Below are 16,809 nucleotides of genomic sequence, written 5' to 3'. Positions count from 1 at the left end.
GCATGATCGGGCAGCCTACACCGCCGAGCGTGAACGGCCGCGTTAGCCGATGTCAGAGCGAATATTACTAAAGCGAAAGGCCCGTTCCAGCACCGATCTGGGTAGTAACCACGCTTGCTGTACGAAAAAGCCTACGCGAAACTGACACCTCGTTCGCACGGCCCGGCCGGCGCGATACGAACGTAAACCGGTCAGGGACGACGACCGGCTCGTCGGCCTCGCCGACGACACCGCGCAGCCCGCAGGCAGTGGAAGCCGCCATTTGCCGGGCACCGATTTTTTTGCACCGTACTGCCGCGCCATCGCGGCGGGCGGGGACGGCTTTTTCCATTCCGGGGGGAATGATGTCGATGCGCGCGCTGAGCGGTTCACTGTGCCTTGCCCTGACGATGCTGGCCACCGGCTGCGCCGGCGATCCATCCGCGCCCAAGCGCAAGGTCAGCAGCCTGCTGCGGCCCAGCGTCAGTGGCGGGCTGACGCCGGCACAGGTGCAGGCCAGCTTCGAACGGCAGATGGCCGATCTGGAGCGTGTCGCCAACGCCAACTGGCCCGGCGCCGGCAAGGTGCAGGTGAGCTTCATCGTCCGTCCCGACGGCCTGCCGGACTCGGTCAAGCTGATCCGCAACGACTTCGAAAATCCTCAGCTGGATCTGGCGGTGACCAAGATGGTTCAGACGATGAGTTTCCCGCCGGCGCGCAGCGACACCTTCGTCAAGGCCTTCCCGCTGTACTTCCGCTAGCGGCTTCACCGTCGCTGCCGCTTTCGCAGGGCGACAACGCTGCCGCCGCATTTACTTCCGGCCGCTGGCGCGCGAGTATCCGGCCCCGTTTGATCAAGCTGGAGACCGGACCGATGGCCATGCTCGCCGAAAAACGCTGCGCGCCCTGCGAAGGCGGAGTGCCGGCGCTGCAACGCGCCGCCGCCGAGGCGCTGCTCAAACAGCTGGAGCCACGCTGGACGCTCAGCGCCGACGCCAAGCAGCTGCAGGCCAGCTTCGACTTCCGCAACTATTACCGTGTTCTGGCCTTCATCAATGCGGTGGCCTATATCGCCAACCAGGAAGACCATCATCCGGACATCGACTTCGGCTACAACCGCTGCACGATCCGCTGGTGGACGCACTCGGTCGACGGACTGAGCGACAACGACTTCATTTGCGCGGCCAAGGTTGACCGCCTCGCCGACGGCAAATAAGCGGCGATCAGACCTGGCGGCGGCCGCTGAGCGCGTGCGCCAGCGTGCCGCCGTCGACGTATTCGAGTTCACCGCCCACCGGCACGCCATGCGCGATGCGACTCACCGCGACGTTTTGCGCGCGCGCGATCTGCGCCAGGTAATGCGCGGTGGCCTCGCCCTCGACGGTCGGATTGGTGGCAATGATCAGCTCCTGATACTGGCCGCCGGCGAGCTGCTGCTGCAGCAGGTCCAGGCCGAGTTCATCGGGTCCGATGCCGTCCAGCGGCGACAGCCGCCCCATCAGCACGAAATAGCGGCCGCGATACGGCGTGCCGGATTCGATCGCCATCAGGTCGGCCGGGCCTTCGACCACGCACAGATGGCCGCTGGCGACGCGCGCCGGCGTGCAAAAACGGCAGTCGCCGTTCTCGCAGAACATGCGGCACTGCGGGCAGCGGCCGATCTGCTCGAGCGCATCGTTCATCGCCTGCGCCAGGTTGCGCGCCGCGCCGCGGTCGCGGTCCAGCAACTGGAAGGCCATGCGCTGGGCGGACTTGGGGCCGACACCCGGCAGGCGGCGCAGCGCGTCGATCAGGCGGGCCAGGCTCGGCGAATAAACGGACATGTCGGGAAATGATCTCTGATACGCAAGCCGCCATTCTAATGGCCCGCCGATGACTCCCGAACTGACGATGCTGGCGCTGTGCGCCATGGCGATGCTCGCCGGCTTCGTCGACGCCGTCGTCGGTGGCGGCGGGCTGATCCAGGTGCCGGCCTTGCTGGTGCTGCTGCCGGGCTATCCGGTGGCAACGCTGTTCGGCACCAACAAGGCGGCGTCGATCTGGGGCACCGCCGTCGCGGCCTGGAACTACGCGCGGCACATCTCCACACCGTGGCGCGCGGTGCTGCCGATGGCGCTGGCCGCATTGGCCGCCAGCTTCGTCGGCGCAGCCGCGGTCAGCCGTCTCGACAACGCCTCGCTCAAGCCGATCATCCTCGGCGTGCTGGTCGTGGTGCTCGGCTACACCTTGTGGAGGAAGGACTTCGGCAAGCTGCACGCACCGCGGCTGTCGGCCGCGCAGCAGTTGCTGATCGGCTTGCTCGCCGGCAGCGCGATCGGTTTTTACGATGGCTTTCTCGGCCCCGGCACCGGCAGTTTCCTGGTGCTGGCTTTCGTCGGAGCGTTCGGCTTCAGCTTCCTGCACGCCTCGGCCGCGGCCAAGGCGGTGAACGTGATCACCAACTTCGCCGCGCTCGCCTACTTTCTGAGCCATGGCTCGGTGCTGTGGCATTACGCGCTGCCGATGGCGGCGTGCAACGTCGCCGGCTCGCTAATCGGCACGCGGCTAGCGATCCGCCGCGGCGCGGGGTTTGTACGCGGACTGTTCATTGCCGTCGTCGGCTTGCTGATTCTGCGGCTGGCCTACGACGTGTGGAGGCCACACCTGTAGGAGCGGACCCTGTCCGCGACTGAGGCTTCGAAGCCTGAAGTCGCGGACAGGGTCCGCTCCTACCATTTGCAGCTCAGGCGCGATCGGCAGAAAAGGCCAGCACCTGCTTCAGCTCGCTCAAGCCCAGCTTCAGCATCAGCAGCCGATCCAGTCCCAGCGCGACGCCGCTGCAATCCGGGAAAGCGCCCGAGTCCAGCGCCGCGATCAGATGCGCGTCGTACGGCGGCACGACCAGCTCCGCGTCGCTGCGATATTGCTGGTCGGCCTCGAAGCGCGCGCGCTGTTCGTTGGCATCGGCCAACTCGTGAAAGCCGTTGGCGAGTTCGATGCCGCGCCAGAACAGCTCGAAGCGCTCGGCCACCGGCGGCTGGTCGTGGCGGATCCGCGCCAGCGCCGACTGGCTTGCCGGAAAGTCGTAGACAAAGCTGGGCGTACTCAAGCCGAGCGCCGGCGAGACCACGCGCGACATCCACAGGTCCAGCCAGAAATCGGCTGTCTCTTCGGCGAAATCCCCGGACGAAACCAGATCGGACGCGATGGCCGCCGCGCGCATTTGCTCAGCACTCGAAACATGCGGATCGAAGCCCGCGTAGTGCACGAAGGCCTCGCGATAGCTCATGCGCTCGAAGGCCGCGTCGTTGCCGACCAGAAGGTGCATCAGCGCCTCGACCTCATCCATCAGCTGATGCAGCGAAAACCCGGGCCGATACCACTCGAGCATCGTGAACTCGGGATTGTGATGACGGCCCTGCTCCTCGAGCCGGAACACGCGCGCGATCTGGAAGATGGCGCCGCTGCCGGCCGCGAGCAGCCGCTTCATCGCGAATTCCGGCGAGGTCTGCAGCCAGCGCCCGTCGCGCGTCTGGAAACTGTCGATGAAGCGGTCGACGGTCGCGTGCGCCGACAGGATCGGCGTCTCCACCTCGAGCACGCCGCGCTGACAAAAAAAAGCGCGGACGGAGCCGTTGAGCTCCGCCCGCGCTTTCAGCGTCGCCAGACTCGCGTCGGGACGCCAGCGCTGCATGGCCTTACTTGCCGACGCGGCCCAGGTAGTCGCCGGTGCGCGTGTCGACCTTGATCACCTCGCCCTGCTGCACGAACAGCGGCACGCGCACCACCGCGCCGGTTTCCAGCGTTGCCGGCTTGCCGCCGCTGCCGCTGGTGTCGCCGCGCAGGCCCGGATCGGTTTCGGTGATCGTCAGCACGACGTAGTTCGGCGGCGTCACCGACAGCGGCACGCCGTTGAAGAACAGCACCTTGCAGGCTTCCTCGCCCTTGAGCCACTTGGAGCATTCGGCCACCGCGGTGGCGCCGGCCTGGACCTGCTCGAAGCTGACCGGGTTCATGAAGTGCCAGAACTCGCCGTCGCTGTAGAGGAACTGCATGTCGACTTCCTCGATGTCCGCGACTTCCCAGGTGTCGCCGGACTTGAGGGTACGGTCGATCACGCGGCCGTTCTTCAGATTGCGGATCTTGATCGTGTTCGTCGCCTGGCCCTTGCCCGGCTTGCGATACTCGTTGTCGACCACGGAATAGGGTTCGCCGTCCACCAGAACTTTGGTGCCGGACTTCATCTCATTGGTGCTGACGGTAGCCATTGTCGAAGTCTTCTAGATTGTTGGTTGTTTCGTAGGCGGAAAATGCCGGGTGCCGTGTTTGCTCCCTGGCACCCCGCAGCGCGAAAATGCGGCGCAGATGATAACCCCTAGCCCCAAAACCCGACAGGCCCGGTCGGCGCGCGCCTGGCAGCATGCGCTGCGCGAAGCCTTCAAGCAGCCGGCCGAGCTGCTGCGCTTCCTCGAAATCGACCCCGACCTGCCGCAGCTGGACGCGGCCGCGCTGGCCGGTTTTCCGCTGCGCGTGCCGCGTGGTTTCGCGCAGCGCATGCGCAAGGGCGATCCTTCCGACCCGCTGTTCTTGCAGGTCTGGCCGGTCGGCGCCGAAGCCTTGACCGTGGACGGTTTCGGCCTGGACGCGGTCGGCGACAAGGCCAGGCTCAAAGACGGCGGCATCGTCCACAAATACCAGCACCGCGTCCTGGTGATGGCGACCGGCGCCTGCGGCGTGCATTGCCGCTACTGTTTCCGCCGGCATTTCCCGTACTCCGAGGCACTCGCCGGCCGCGACCACTGGCGCGAGGCGCTGGCGCAGATCCGTGCGGACCGCTCGATTTCCGAAGTGATTCTGTCCGGCGGCGACCCGCTGTCACTGTCCGACGAAAAACTCGGCGAATTTCTCGACGGCCTCGACGGCATCGCCCACGTTCGCCGGCTGCGCTTGCACACCCGCCAGCCGATCGTGCTGCCGGAACGTGTCGACGACGGCCTGCTGGCCTTGCTCCGACGAACGCGGCTGCGCACGGCGATGGTGCTGCACGCCAACCACGCCAACGAGCTGGACGAGAGCGTCGCCCTTGCCTGCAGCCAGCTGCGCAATGCCGGCGTCAGCCTGCTGAACCAGTCGGTGCTGCTGCGCCGTGTCAACGACGACGTCGCCGCGCTGCAGGCGCTGTCCGAGCGCCTGTTCGACTGCGGCGTGCTGCCCTACTACCTGCACCTGCTGGACCGGGTGGCCGGCAGCGCGCACTTCGAAGTCGACGAGGACCAGGCGCGCGCGCTGATGCGTGAACTGTCGACTCGCCTGCCCGGCTACCTGTTGCCACGTCTGGCCCGTGAAACCGCCGGTCTGCCGGCGAAAGAAGTCATCGCCTGGTAGTGCCAGCATGGCGGTACCTTGCTAGCCGATACGATCGATCCTGTTACATCCGGTAGCCTGCTGTTGCTGGTCGGCGGCAGCGCGGACGGCGCGCGGCTGGTGGAAACCGCGCTGCGCAAGGCCGCGTTCGGCGTGCGCGCCGCCTGGATCGCCGATCTGGAAGAACTAGAGGACGCGTTGCGCCGCGGCAGCGGCGCCGACCTGCTGCTGTGCGCCGACAGCGCGCAGAGCCCGCTGGCGCGCGTCCTCGAGCTGAGCGCCCGGCTGGCGCCCGGACTGCCGGTGCTGGAAATCGGCCAGACGCCGGACTGGCTCGCCACCAGCAACGCGATGCGCCTGGGCGCCCGCGACCGCGTCTGCGCCGGCAGCGACGCCGATCTGCAGCATCTGGCCCAGGTCTATCGCCGCGAATGCGCCAGCCTCAAATGCGAGCGCGAGCTGGTCCAGGCGCGCGCGCGCATGGCCGCCTTCGAAACCCGCCACCGCGAACGCCTGGACGAAATCACCGACGCGGTGATCCACGTGCAGGACGGCGCGCTCAGCCGCGTCAACCGCGCATTCGCCGGGCTGGTGCAGAAACCGACCGACACCCTGATCGGCACGCCGCTGCTGGAGCTGATCGCGCCCGAGCAGCAGCCGCGCGTCAAAGAGCAACTGCGCCAGCTGGCGCGCGGCAAATACGCCGGCATTCCGCTGGACACCGTGCTGGTGCGCGCCGACGGTCGCAGCCTGCCGGTCAGCGTGCAGCTGACCCAGGGCACGGTCGGCCGCCAGTCCTTTGTCGAATGGCTGATCCGCATCGAGGCCGCGTCGCCGCCGCTGCCGACGCCCCTGCCCGCGCCCGCCGTCAGCATCACGCCGGCGGCGACGCCGGACCGTCTGGCCTTGTTCCGCTCGCTGGACAAAGCGCCGGACGACGCGCGGCCGCGCGCGGTGCTGCTGTTCCTGATCGACGGCTTCGCTTCGCTGGAAACGCGCGTCGGCCTGCAGGACGCCGAGTTGCTGATGAGCCAGGTGTGCAGCGCGATCGTCACGCGCCTCGGCGCGCCGCAGCCGCTGTTCCGCTTCTCCACCGACGAATGGGTGGCGCTGGTGTCACGCGCCAGCGCGCCGGAATTCGAAAAACTCGCCGAGCGCCTGGCGCGCGAACTGGCGCAACAGGTGTTCACCGCCGGCGCCCACGAAACCCGCATCACCGTCACCGTCGCCGCCTATCCGATCGGCGCTGGTGAGCCCGCGGTGCAGGCGATCGATCCGCTGATCCGCGAAGGCCGGCGCGCCTCGGCGCAGCGTGGCGGCCAGTCGCTGCTGATCGGCCCGACCGCGCAGGCGCACGGCGAAGCGCGCGAGGCCGCGCGCCGCGCCGCGCAGCTCAAGCGCGCGCTCGAGCAGGACCGCATGCGCCTGGCCTACCAGTCCATCGCCAGCCTGGAAGGCGAAACCCGCCAGCACTTCGACGTACTGGTGCGCATGGTCGACGAGCAGGGTCTCGAGCATCGCGCCGGCGAATTCATCCCGGCAGCGATGCAGTTCGGCCTGATGCGCCTGGTCGATCGCTGGGTGATCAAGCAGGCGCTGAAAGTGCTGGCCAAGCGCGACCAGTCTCAGGAGCCAGCGGTGCTGCTGGTGAAGCTCTCAGAAGAAAGCCTGCGCGACACCGACGGCCTGATCGCCTGGCTGCGCGGCCTGCTCGCGGCGCGGCCGCTGAGGAATCGCGAGCTATGCTTCGCGGTGCAGGAGATGGCGGTGCAGAATCACCTACACAAAACCCAGCTGCTGGCCGGCGCGCTGGAAGAACTCGGCTCTGGCCTGGCGATCGAGCACTTCGGCGTCGGCACGCATCCGGCGCAGCTGCTCGAGCAATTGCCGGCGCGCTTCATCAAGTTCCACGCCTCGTATACGCGAGACTTCGGCAATCGCGATACGCAGAAGAAGATGGCCGAACTGCTGACGATCGCGCGCCGCCGCGGCATCAAGACCATCGTCAGTCATGTCGAAGATGCCAACGTGATGGCACGGATGTGGCAGCTGGGAGTGCACTACATCCAGGGCTACCACGTGCAGGAGCCCGAGGTCGTGCTGCTGGCGGCGGACCCGGTCCGCAGCTGAGCGCGACGGCAAGGAGCACACTGAAAGCCACCGTTCCAAGAAAAGGGAGATTCGCCTTGAACAAGCTCGTACTCACCACCGCCCTCGCCGCCAGCCTGCTGGCCGGTGCCGCCCACGCCGAAGTGAAGCGCTACCCGCTGGTCGGTTCCAACTTCCCGATTTCGCGCGCAGTCGAAGTGCCGGGCAAGCAGACCTTGGTTTTCCACAGCGGCATGACGCCGGATCCGGCCAAGCCGGACGCGACCAAGTACAGCCCGGAATACTGGGGCGACACCAAGACGCAGACGCTGTCGGTGCTGAACAAGACCAAGGCCTCGATCGAAAGCATGGGCCTGAAGATGGGCGACGCGGTGAAGATGACGGTGTTCCTGGTCGGCCCGACACCGGGCGCGGCTATGGACTTCGCCGGCATGATGGAAGCCTATACGCAGTTCTTCGGCACCAAGGAACAACCCAACCTGCCGGCACGCTCGGCGTTCCAGGTCGCCGGGCTTGCGGCGCCAGGCATGCTGGTGGAAATCGAGATCGTGTTCGCGCGGCCGTAGGCGCAGCGATCGACAACAAAAAAAGGCCACCCGCAGGTGGCCTTTTTTATTACTGTGCTTTAAGCGCCGGCCTGCAGAGCGGCGATACGCGCCTCGATCGGCGGATGCGTCGAGAACCATTCCTTGACGCCGCCCTTGATGCCGAATGCCATCTGCTGCGGCGGCAAGGTCGACGCGACCGTCGAGCCACCGAGCTTCTGCAGCGCGGCGATCATCTTGCGCTTGCCGGCCAGATGCGCCGAGCCGGCGTCGGCGCGGAACTCGCGCTGGCGCGAGAACCAGGCGACGATCATCGACGCGCCGATGCCGAACACGATCTGCAGCACCATCACGGTGATGAAGTAACCCGGACCAGTACCGCGCTCGGTCTTGAAAACCGCCTTGTCGATGACGTAACCGACCACGCGCGACAGGAACATCACGAAGGTATTCAGCACGCCCTGAATCAGCGTCAAGGTGACCATGTCGCCGTTGGCGATATGGCTGACTTCGTGCGCCAGCACGGCTTCGATTTCGTCCTGGCTCATGCTGCGCATCAGGCCGGTGCTGACCGCGACCAGCGAGGCGTTCCTGCTGGCACCGGTGGCGAAGGCATTGGGCTCGGGCGCGTCGTAGACCGCGACTTCCGGCATGCCGATGCCGGCCGCGCGCGCCTGACGCTCGACCGTCTGCAGCAGCCACATTTCAGCCGAATTGCGCGGCTCGGTGATCACCTGTGCGCCGGTCGAGCGCTTGGCCATCCACTTCGACATGAACAGCGAAATGAACGAGCCGCCGAAACCGAAGATCGCGGAGAACGCCAGCAGCGCGCCGAGGTTGAGTCCGTTGGCAGTCAGAAAGCGGTCGACGCCGAGCAGCGAGGCAACGACCGACAGCACCAGCATCACGGCGATGTTGGTGACGAGGAACAGGAAGATGCGTTTCATGGCTTGGGGAAGGCTGTGAACGTGGATTGGGAAAGGCGTGCAACAAAGTGTATCTGCGGCCTGTGACCACGGAATCAAGATTTCGGTTCAGCTATCCGGCGCCGAACCAAGCTCCGCTCGTCCCGAGTAGCCTCGCCTGCGAGGCGTATCGAGGGAGCCGACCACGCTGAGAGCCCGATCCAGTCCCTCGATACGCCGGGCAAGCCCGTCTACTCGGGACGAACGGACTTATTCATGACCCGCCGGCCTAGCCCGCCGTTATCTTGTCCACCGTCTGATAACCACGCGGCAGATGGTTGCCGCGCGAGGCGCGCGCCGCGGTGTAGGCGGCGACGTCGCTCGGCTTCAGCGTCAGGGTGCGCTTGCCGCAGGTCAGCACCAGCGCGGCGTTGGCCGGCACCACGCAGCTGGCGACGATACGGTCCTCGCCCTTCAAGGTGACCAGCTTGTTGCCCTTGCCCTTGGCCAGTTCCGGCAACTCGCCGATCGGGAACACCAGCAAACGCCCTTCGGCCGTGACCAGGGCGAAGCGATCGCTCGCCGCGGCTCGCGTCAGCGCCGGCGGCAGCGGCGCGCCTTCCAGCGTGATCATCGCCTTACCGGCCTTGTTGCGCGCCTGCATGTCGCCGAGCCGGGTCTGGAAGCCGTAGCCTTCGGTGGAACCGAGCACGTAGCGGTCGGCCTCGTCGCCCATCAGCAGCGCGACAACGCGCGCACCGTCCTGCAGATCGAGCTTGGTGGTGACCGGCTCGCCCTGCGAACGCGCCGACGGCAGATCGCGCGGATTCAGCGTGTAGCAGCGGCCCTTGCTGTCGAGCAGGATCAGCAGCTGGTTGGTCTTGCCGATCGCATGCACGAAATATTCGTCGCCGCTCTTGTACGACAAGGCGGTCGCGTCCAGGTCGTGGCCCTTGCCGGCGCGGATCCAGCCGGCTTTCGACAGCACCACGGTGATTGGTTCGGCCGGCAGGATTTCCGAGGCTTCGAGCGCCACGGCGGCCGCGCGCGCGACGATGGGGCAACGCCGCGCGTCGCCGAACTTCTTCGCGTCCTCGTCCAGCTCCTTGCCGACGAGCTTTTTCAGCTTGGCTTCGGAGCCGAGCAGATCGACCAGCTTGTCGCGTTCGGCAGCGAGTTCGGCCTGCTCGCCGCGGATCTGCATTTCCTCGATCTTCTGCAAATGACGCAGACGCAGATCGAGAATCGCATTGGCCTGGATTTCAGACAGGCCGAAGCGTGCCATCAGTTCGGCTTTCGGATCTTCCTCGTAGCGGATGATGCGGATCACTTCATCGATGTTCAGATACGCGATCAGCAAGCCGTCCAGAATGTGCAGGCGCTCGTTGACCTTGCCGAGGCGGAATTCGAGACGGCGACGCACCGTGGCGTTGCGATACACCAGCCATTCGACCAGGATTTCGCGCAGGTTCTTGACCCGCGGCCGGCCGTCGAGGCCAATCATGTTGAGGTTCACGCGCGCCGATTTTTCCAGATCGGTGGTCGCGAACAGATGCGTCATCAGCGCATCGACGTCAATGCGATTGCTGCGCGGGATGATGACGATGCGCGTCGGGTTCTCATGATCCGATTCGTCGCGCAGATCCTCGACCAGCGGCAGCTTCTTCGCCCGCATCTGATCGGCGATCTGCTCCTGGATCTTCGCCGGCGACACCTGCTGCGGCAGATGCGTGACGACGATCTGCAGACCGTTGGGGCCGTCGTCCTCCCGCTCCCAGCGTGCGCGCATGCGCACCATGCCGTTGCCGGATTCGTAGATTTTTTTCAGCTCGGACGGATCGCTGATGATCTCGCAACCGGTTGCGAAATCCGGCGCCGGAACCGCCGCGATCAGCTCGGCCATCGAGGTGTTCGGGTTCTTCAGCAGCAGCTGACAGGCCGCGACCAGCTCGCGCAGATTGTGCGGCGGAATATCCGTCGCCATGCCGACCGCGATGCCGGTGGTGCCGTTCACCAGAATGTTCGGCAGCCGCGCCGGCAACAGCTTGGGCTCGTTGAGCGTACCGTCGAAATTCGGCACCCAGTCCGCGGTGCCCATCTCCAGTTCGCTGAGCAGGGTCGACGCATACGGCGTCATCTTGGCTTCGGTGTAGCGCATGGCCGCGAAGCTCTTGGGATCGTCGGCGCTGCCCCAGTTGCCCTGGCCATCGACCAGCGGATAGCGATAGCTGAAAGGCTGCGCCATCGTCACCATCGCTTCATAACAGGCGCTGTCGCCATGCGGATGGAACTTGCCGATCACGTCGCCGACGGTGCGCGCCGATTTCTTCGGCTTGCTGGTCGAGGAAAGACCCAGCTCCGACATCGCATAGATGATGCGGCGCTGTACCGGCTTGAGGCCGTCGGCGATATTCGGCAGCGCGCGATCCAGCACCACGTACATCGAATAATCGAGGTAGGCCTTCTCGGCAAAGATGCGCAGCGGCAGGCGTTCGGTTTCTGAGATGTCGGTCATGTCATTTCAAACAGCACAATAAATAAGCATCGATGCAAGAGCCGCGATCAGACGTCGGCGCGATCGCCCTTCTCTTCCAGCCAGGCCTTGCGATCGCCGGCGCGCTTCTTCGCCAGCAGCATGTCCATGAGCATGTCGGTGGTGACCTGCGTGGATACGGCCGCGGCCGGCTCTTCGCCTTCGACCGGTTCGACGATCGGCTCCGGCAGCTCGTCCAAGGTCAGCTGCACCAGGCGGCGCGTATCACGCGACATCGTGGTTTCGCGCAGCTGCATCGGGTTCATTTCACCCAGGCCCTTGAAGCGCGTCACCGAAATCTTGGCTTTGTTGCCTTCGGCCTGCAGCCGGTCGAGGATGCCGACGCGCTCGGAATCGTCGAGCGCATAAAACACCTGCTTGCCGGCGTCGATACGAAACAGCGGCGGCATCGCGATGTAGACGTGCCCGGCCTGCACCAGCGGCCGGAAGTGGCGCAGGAACAGCGCGCACAGCAGCGTCGCGATATGCAGGCCGTCGGAGTCGGCGTCGGCCAGCACGCAGATTTTGCCGTAGCGCAGGCCGGCCAGATCCGGGCTGCCGGCGTCGACGCCGATGGCCACCGATATGTTGTGGATTTCGTCGGACGCGAGGGCCTCGTTGGCGTCCACTTCCCAGGAGTTCAGGATCTTGCCGCGCAGCGGCATGATCGCCTGCGTATCGCGATCGCGCGCCTGCTTCGCCGAGCCGCCGGCGGAATCGCCTTCCACCAGGAACAGCTCGGTCTGGTTCAGGTCGGTCAGCACGCAGTCGGCGAGCTTGCCGGGCAGCGCCGGGCCGCTGGTGATCTTCTTGCGTACCACCTGCTTGGCCAGCTTCATGCGCGCGTTGGCGTTGCTGATCACCAGCTGCGCAACCAGTTCGCCTTCGGCCGGATGCTGGTTCAGCCACAGGCTGAAACTGTCGTGGACCACGCCCTGCACGAAGGCCGCGGTTTCACGCGAGGACAGCCGCTCCTTGGTCTGGCCGGCAAACTGCGGATCCAGCATCTTCACGCTGAGCACGTAGCTGCAGCCCTGCCAGACGTCTTCCGGCGACAGCTTCATGCCGCGCGGCAGCAGGTTGCGGAATTCGCAGAATTCGCGAATCGCTTCGGTCAGACCGGTGCGCAGGCCGTTGACGTGGGTGCCGCCCTGCGCGGTCGGAATCAGGTTGACGTAGCTTTCGGCGACCGCTTCGCCACCGCCGTTGAGCCACAGCAGCGCCCACTCGGCTTCTTCGCGTTTGGCGGCGAACTTGCCGACGAAGGGCTCGGACGGAATCGTCTCGGCACCGCCGAGCGCGTCCTTCAGATAATCGACCAGGCCGTTTTCGTACTGCCACACGGTCTGCTCGCCGGCAATCTGGTCGTCGAGCGTGACTTTCAGGTTCGGGCACAGCACCGCCTTGGCCCGCAGCACCTGCTTCAGGCGCGTGACCGAAATCTTCGGCGAATCGAAATACTTTTCGTCCGGCCAGAAATGCACCGTGGTGCCGTTGCGCGATTTCGGCACCGGGCCAATCGGCCGCAGGTCGACGCTTTTGTGGCCGTCGGCGAAATCGATCGCGTACTCGGTACCGCCGCGGGCAACGCGCACTTCTAGCTTCTTCGACAGCGCATTCACCACCGACACACCGACGCCGTGCAGGCCGCCGCTGAAACCGTAGGCCTTGTTCGAGAACTTGGCGCCCGAATGCAGCTTGGTCAGGATCAGCTCGACACCGCTGACGCCGTGCTCCGGATGAATGTCGACCGGCATGCCGCGGCCGTCGTCGGACACCTGCAGCGAACCGTCGGCGAACACCGTCACGTCGATCTTCTTGGCGTGGCCGGCGAGCGCTTCGTCGACCGAGTTGTCGATGACTTCCTGCGCCAGGTGATTCGGCCGCGTGGTGTCGGTGTACATGCCCGGCCGCTTGCGCACCGGGTCGAGGCCGCTGAGGACTTCGATCTGATCGGCGTTGTAACTGGAACTGGGTGCGGGATTCTTGGAAGTCGGGGCGGCCATTGACGGGTCAGCAGGACGAGGCGGATTGCACGGCGGGAGCAGCCGGTCCCGAGAAGAGACGGCGCTGGAGGCGGCGCGAAGGTAGCGGATGAACCCGGGCGCCGCAAGCACGATAGACTGCGCGTTCGTATCAAGCCCAGCCCGCCGCGAGCGATGCCAAAAAACACTGCAAAATCAGGACTCTTCCCCGGCGACGAGGCCGCCACCGAGGCGCCCGGGGCTGCGCCGGCGGGCGACGAGGTCGCGCGCTTCGAGGACGCGCTGGGCGAGCTGGAAAGCATCGTCGAGAAGATGGAACGCGGCGATCTGAAACTGGAGGAATCGCTGCAGCTGTTCGAACGCGGCGTCGGCCTCACCCGCCAGTGCAGGACCTCGCTGGAAACCGCTGAATTGAAGGTGAAAAACCTGCTGGCTGCGGACGACGCGGCCGATGCGAGCTGAGCGGCCCGCGGAGCCCGCCGTGAGCACCGACTTCTCCCACCGGCTCGCGTTCTACCGTGAGCGGCTTCAGGCCACGCTGGACGCCAGCATTCCCGCGGACGATATCTACCCGGCGCGGCTGCACCAGGCGATGCGCTATTCGGCCGAAGGCGGCAAGCGCCTGCGCGCGCTGCTGGTCTACGCCGCCGGCGAAGTGCTGAACCTGCACGTGGATCACCTGGACGCGCCGGCCTGCGCGGTCGAGCTGATCCACGCCTACTCGCTGGTCCACGACGACCTGCCGGCGATGGACGACGACGACCTGCGCCGCGGCCGGCCGACCTGCCACAAGCAATATGACGAGGCCACCGCGATCCTGGTGGGCGACGGCCTGCAGGCGCTGGCGTTCGCGGTGCTGGCGCGCGCCGCGGCGCTGCCCGCCGAGGCGCGGCTGAAGATGGTCGGCTTGCTCGCCGACGCGGCCGGCTCGCGCGGCATGGTCGGCGGCCAGGCCGTCGACCTCGCGTCCGAGAACCAGAGCCTGAGCCTGCCGGAGCTGGAGGCGCTGCACATCCACAAGACCGGCGCGCTGATCCGCGCCAGCCTGGCTCTGGCCTGCAGCGCGCAGCCCGATTTGCTGGCAACGCATGAATACGCGCTGGACCGCTACGGCAAGCTGATCGGCCTGGCTTACCAGATCCAGGACGACGTGCTCGACATCGAGGGCGCGGCGGGCGAGCTGGGCAAGACCGCCGGCAAGGATGTTGCAGCGCACAAATCGACGTATCCTTCCGTGATGGGCCTCGCCGCCGCCAAGCAACGTGCCGAAGAACTGTTTGATGAAGCCCGCAGTGTGCTGAGCATTTTTGGCGATCAGGCCTTGCCGCTGGTCTGGCTCGCGGACCATATCCAGGGCCGCCGGCATTGACGGGCGCGCCAGCCCGCGCCGGCGCGGCTGACATGACCCGCACGCGGTGTTCACCGATAATCCCTTAATACTCTTGACCATTTCCCACATGACCGACATTCCGGGTTACTCGTTGCTCGGTGGCGTGAACGCGCCGTCCGACCTGCGGAACCTGCCCAGCGAAGACCTGCCGCACCTGGCAGTCGAGCTGCGGCGCTTCCTGATCGAGACCCTGGGCCGCATCGGCGGCCACTTCGCGGCCAACCTTGGCACCGTCGAGCTGACGCTGGCCCTGCACCGCTGCCTGAATACGCCGGAAGACCGCATCGTCTGGGACGTCGGCCATCAGGCCTACCCGCACAAGATCGTCACCGGCCGCCGCGCGCGGCTCGAGACCATCCGCAAGCTCGGCGGCCTAGCGCCGTTCAACCTGCGCTCGGAGAGCGAGTACGACGCCTTCGGCGTCGGCCACAGCAGTACCGCGATCTCGGCCGCCGCCGGCATGGCCGCGGCGTTCCGTGTGCAGAAGTTGCAGCGCCGCGCGGTCGCGGTGATCGGCGACGGCGGCATGACCGGCGGCATGGCGTTCGAGGCGCTGAATCACGCCGGCCACGCCGGCCTCGACATGCTCGTGGTCTACAACGACAACGACATGTCGATCTCCGAGAACGTCGGCGGCCTGCGCGATCATTCCGCGCGGCTGATGAGCAAGCTCGGCCTGGTCGCCCCGCATCTGGTGCGGCTGCCGCAGGACGGCGAAGACCATATCGAGACGCATCTGGACAATCCGGGCGCGCTGTTCCGCACGTTCGGCTTCAGCTATCACGGGCCGATCGACGGCCATGATCTGGACGCGCTGACGCGCACGCTGGATTCGATCAAGGACGCGCGCGGCCCGCAGCTGCTGCACGTGATCACGACCAAGGGCAAGGGCTTCGAGCCGGCCGAGGCCGACCCGATCAAGTATCACGGCGTCACCCAGTTCGACCCGGTGACCGGCGCGTTTCCGTCGAAGAAAGCCGCTGGCGCGCCGACGTATACGCAGGTGTTCGGCGACTGGCTGTGCGACGCCGCCGAGCGCGACCCACGGGTGGTCGCGATCACGCCGGCGATGCGCGAAGGCTCGGGCCTGGTCGATTACGCGCGCCGCTTTCCCGAGCGCTACTACGACGTCGGCATCGCCGAGCAACACGCGGTGACGTTTTCCGCGGGCCTGGCCTGCGAAGGCCTGCGCCCGGTCTGCGCGATCTACTCGACGTTCCTGCAGCGCGGCTACGACCAGCTGATCCACGACGTCGCGATCCAGAACCTGCCGGTGATGTTCGCGATCGATCGCGGCGGCCTGGTCGGCGCCGACGGCGCCACGCATCACGGCGCTTTCGATCTGAGCTATCTGCGCTGCATTCCGAATTTGGTGGTCATGGCGCCGAGTGACGAGAACGAGTGCCGTCGCATGTTCGCCACGGGTCTCGCGCTGCCCGGCCCGAGCGCGGTGCGCTATCCGCGCGGCAACGGCCAGGGCCTGGCTGCCGAAGCCGAATACAAGCCACTGGCCATCGGCCGCGGCCGCATCGTCCGCGATGCGCGCGGCCGTCGTCGTCCGCGCGTTGCGCTGCTCGCGTTCGGCTGCATGGTGCAGCCGGCGCTGAGCGCTGCCGACATCCTCGACGCGGTCGTCGCCGACATGCGCTTCGTCAAGCCGATCGACGCCGAACTGGTGCTGGAACTGGCCAACGAAAACGATCTGCTGGTGACGATCGAAGACAACGCGCGCATGGGCGGCGCCGGCAGCGCGGTCAATGAAGTGCTGGTCGCGCAGCACCACAAGGTGCAGGTGCTGAACCTCGGCCTGCCCGACGCGTTCATCGAGCACGGCACGCGCGAAGAACTGCTGGCGCAATGCGGGCTCGATGTCGCCGGCATCCTGCGTTCGGTGCAGAAGCGGCTGCGCGCGCGCGATCTGGACGGCAGCGAGTCGGTACGTCAGGCTTAGAGAACTTGCCCCTCTCCCCTTGCGGGAGAGGGTGGCCCGAAGCGCCGGGAGAGGGGTTGCGAATTGGCA

The 16,809-nt window shown here is 66.3% G+C and carries 15 protein-coding genes; 9 read left to right on the top strand and 6 right to left on the bottom strand.

Going from position 1 to position 16,809, the window contains the following annotated elements; genetic code table 11:
* The first annotated feature begins 350 nt into the window (after positions 1-350).
* Together ACQZF9_RS05540 and ACQZF9_RS05535 are read left to right on the top strand one after the other, a co-directional pair.
* Positions 351-740, top strand: a complete 390-nt coding sequence (locus tag ACQZF9_RS05540) for an energy transducer TonB (protein WP_428312257.1) — start codon at positions 351-353, stop codon at positions 738-740.
* 113 nt (positions 741-853) lie between these two features.
* Entirely contained in the window at positions 854-1,195 is a 342-nt protein-coding gene (locus ACQZF9_RS05535; protein WP_428312256.1) for a 4a-hydroxytetrahydrobiopterin dehydratase, read from the top strand.
* Positions 1,196-1,202: 7 nt separating this feature from the next.
* On the opposite strand, the gene recR is transcribed toward ACQZF9_RS05535, so the two are convergent.
* A complete protein-coding gene (recR, locus tag ACQZF9_RS05530; RefSeq protein WP_428312255.1) occupies positions 1,203-1,802 on the bottom strand; it encodes a recombination mediator RecR in 600 nt (199 codons plus the stop codon).
* A gap of 49 nt (positions 1,803-1,851) precedes the next feature.
* On the opposite strand from recR, the gene ACQZF9_RS05525 reads away from it, so the two are divergent.
* On the top strand, positions 1,852-2,628 hold the full coding sequence (locus ACQZF9_RS05525; protein ID WP_428312254.1) for a sulfite exporter TauE/SafE family protein: 777 nt from the start codon (positions 1,852-1,854) through the stop codon (positions 2,626-2,628).
* A 73-nt stretch (positions 2,629-2,701) separates the two neighbouring features.
* Here ACQZF9_RS05525 and epmA read toward each other — a convergent pair whose 3' ends face one another.
* Both epmA and efp read right to left on the bottom strand, forming a co-directional pair.
* Complete coding sequence (gene epmA, locus ACQZF9_RS05520) at positions 2,702-3,652, bottom strand: EF-P lysine aminoacylase EpmA (protein ID WP_428312253.1); 951 nt, start codon at positions 3,650-3,652, stop codon at positions 2,702-2,704.
* Positions 3,653-3,656: 4 nt separating this feature from the next.
* Positions 3,657-4,226 carry an elongation factor P gene (gene efp, locus ACQZF9_RS05515; RefSeq protein ID WP_428312252.1) on the bottom strand — a complete coding sequence of 190 codons (570 nt, stop codon included), beginning with the start codon at positions 4,224-4,226 and terminating at the stop codon, positions 3,657-3,659.
* A gap of 97 nt (positions 4,227-4,323) precedes the next feature.
* On the opposite strand from efp, the gene epmB reads away from it, so the two are divergent.
* The 3 genes from epmB to ACQZF9_RS05500 are packed head-to-tail and all read left to right on the top strand — an operon-like array spanning position 4,324 to position 7,997.
* Positions 4,324-5,343: an EF-P beta-lysylation protein EpmB gene (gene epmB, locus ACQZF9_RS05510; protein WP_428312251.1), complete on the top strand. Its 1,020-nt coding sequence runs from the start codon at positions 4,324-4,326 to the stop codon at positions 5,341-5,343.
* 18 nt (positions 5,344-5,361) lie between these two features.
* Positions 5,362-7,452 (top strand): EAL domain-containing protein, encoded by a 2,091-nt coding sequence (locus tag ACQZF9_RS05505; RefSeq protein WP_428312250.1) that lies wholly within the window; start codon positions 5,362-5,364, stop codon positions 7,450-7,452.
* A 56-nt stretch (positions 7,453-7,508) separates the two neighbouring features.
* Positions 7,509-7,997, top strand: a complete 489-nt coding sequence (locus ACQZF9_RS05500) for a RidA family protein (protein ID WP_428312249.1) — start codon at positions 7,509-7,511, stop codon at positions 7,995-7,997.
* A gap of 59 nt (positions 7,998-8,056) precedes the next feature.
* Here ACQZF9_RS05500 and htpX read toward each other — a convergent pair whose 3' ends face one another.
* The 3 genes from htpX to parE form a co-directional block, all read right to left on the bottom strand.
* Positions 8,057-8,923 carry a protease HtpX gene (htpX, locus tag ACQZF9_RS05495; RefSeq protein WP_428312248.1) on the bottom strand — a complete coding sequence of 289 codons (867 nt, stop codon included), beginning with the start codon at positions 8,921-8,923 and terminating at the stop codon, positions 8,057-8,059.
* 247 nt (positions 8,924-9,170) lie between these two features.
* Positions 9,171-11,396 carry a DNA topoisomerase IV subunit A gene (gene parC / locus ACQZF9_RS05490; RefSeq protein ID WP_428312247.1) on the bottom strand — a complete coding sequence of 742 codons (2,226 nt, stop codon included), beginning with the start codon at positions 11,394-11,396 and terminating at the stop codon, positions 9,171-9,173.
* A gap of 47 nt (positions 11,397-11,443) precedes the next feature.
* A complete protein-coding gene (gene parE / locus ACQZF9_RS05485; protein ID WP_428312246.1) occupies positions 11,444-13,420 on the bottom strand; it encodes a DNA topoisomerase IV subunit B in 1,977 nt (658 codons plus the stop codon).
* Positions 13,421-13,573: 153 nt separating this feature from the next.
* On the opposite strand from parE, the gene ACQZF9_RS05480 reads away from it, so the two are divergent.
* From ACQZF9_RS05480 to dxs, 3 genes are all read left to right on the top strand, one after another.
* A complete protein-coding gene (locus tag ACQZF9_RS05480; RefSeq protein WP_428312245.1) occupies positions 13,574-13,861 on the top strand; it encodes an exodeoxyribonuclease VII small subunit in 288 nt (95 codons plus the stop codon).
* A 19-nt stretch (positions 13,862-13,880) separates the two neighbouring features.
* Positions 13,881-14,768 (top strand): polyprenyl synthetase family protein, encoded by an 888-nt coding sequence (locus ACQZF9_RS05475; RefSeq protein WP_428312244.1) that lies wholly within the window; start codon positions 13,881-13,883, stop codon positions 14,766-14,768.
* Between the two features lie 88 nt (positions 14,769-14,856).
* Positions 14,857-16,740 carry a 1-deoxy-D-xylulose-5-phosphate synthase gene (gene dxs / locus ACQZF9_RS05470; protein WP_428313375.1) on the top strand — a complete coding sequence of 628 codons (1,884 nt, stop codon included), beginning with the start codon at positions 14,857-14,859 and terminating at the stop codon, positions 16,738-16,740.
* Positions 16,741-16,809 lie beyond the last annotated feature (69 nt).

The sequence above is a fragment of the Hydrocarboniphaga sp. genome, from assembly GCF_965279055.1.
Taxonomy (GTDB): domain Bacteria; phylum Pseudomonadota; class Gammaproteobacteria; order Nevskiales; family Nevskiaceae; genus Hydrocarboniphaga.
This window is presented reverse-complemented; position numbering and strand designations above follow the sequence as displayed.

What these genes read in the sequence shown, in the direction of transcription:
- epmB (WP_428312251.1), top strand. Translation starts at nt 4,324, where the DNA reads ATGATAACCCCTAGCCCCAAAACCCGACAGGCCCGGTCGGCGCGCGCC.
- recR (WP_428312255.1), bottom strand. Translation starts at nt 1,802, where the DNA reads ATGTCCGTTTATTCGCCGAGCCTGGCCCGCCTGATCGACGCGCTGCGC.
- htpX (WP_428312248.1), bottom strand. Translation starts at nt 8,923, where the DNA reads ATGAAACGCATCTTCCTGTTCCTCGTCACCAACATCGCCGTGATGCTG.
- ACQZF9_RS05525 (WP_428312254.1), top strand. Translation starts at nt 1,852, where the DNA reads ATGACTCCCGAACTGACGATGCTGGCGCTGTGCGCCATGGCGATGCTC.
- ACQZF9_RS05540 (WP_428312257.1), top strand. Translation starts at nt 351, where the DNA reads ATGCGCGCGCTGAGCGGTTCACTGTGCCTTGCCCTGACGATGCTGGCC.
- ACQZF9_RS05480 (WP_428312245.1), top strand. Translation starts at nt 13,574, where the DNA reads ATGCCAAAAAACACTGCAAAATCAGGACTCTTCCCCGGCGACGAGGCC.
- parC (WP_428312247.1), bottom strand. Translation starts at nt 11,396, where the DNA reads ATGACCGACATCTCAGAAACCGAACGCCTGCCGCTGCGCATCTTTGCC.
- parE (WP_428312246.1), bottom strand. Translation starts at nt 13,420, where the DNA reads ATGGCCGCCCCGACTTCCAAGAATCCCGCACCCAGTTCCAGTTACAAC.
- efp (WP_428312252.1), bottom strand. Translation starts at nt 4,226, where the DNA reads ATGGCTACCGTCAGCACCAATGAGATGAAGTCCGGCACCAAAGTTCTG.
- ACQZF9_RS05535 (WP_428312256.1), top strand. Translation starts at nt 854, where the DNA reads ATGGCCATGCTCGCCGAAAAACGCTGCGCGCCCTGCGAAGGCGGAGTG.
- epmA (WP_428312253.1), bottom strand. Translation starts at nt 3,652, where the DNA reads ATGCAGCGCTGGCGTCCCGACGCGAGTCTGGCGACGCTGAAAGCGCGG.
- dxs (WP_428313375.1), top strand. Translation starts at nt 14,857, where the DNA reads ATGACCGACATTCCGGGTTACTCGTTGCTCGGTGGCGTGAACGCGCCG.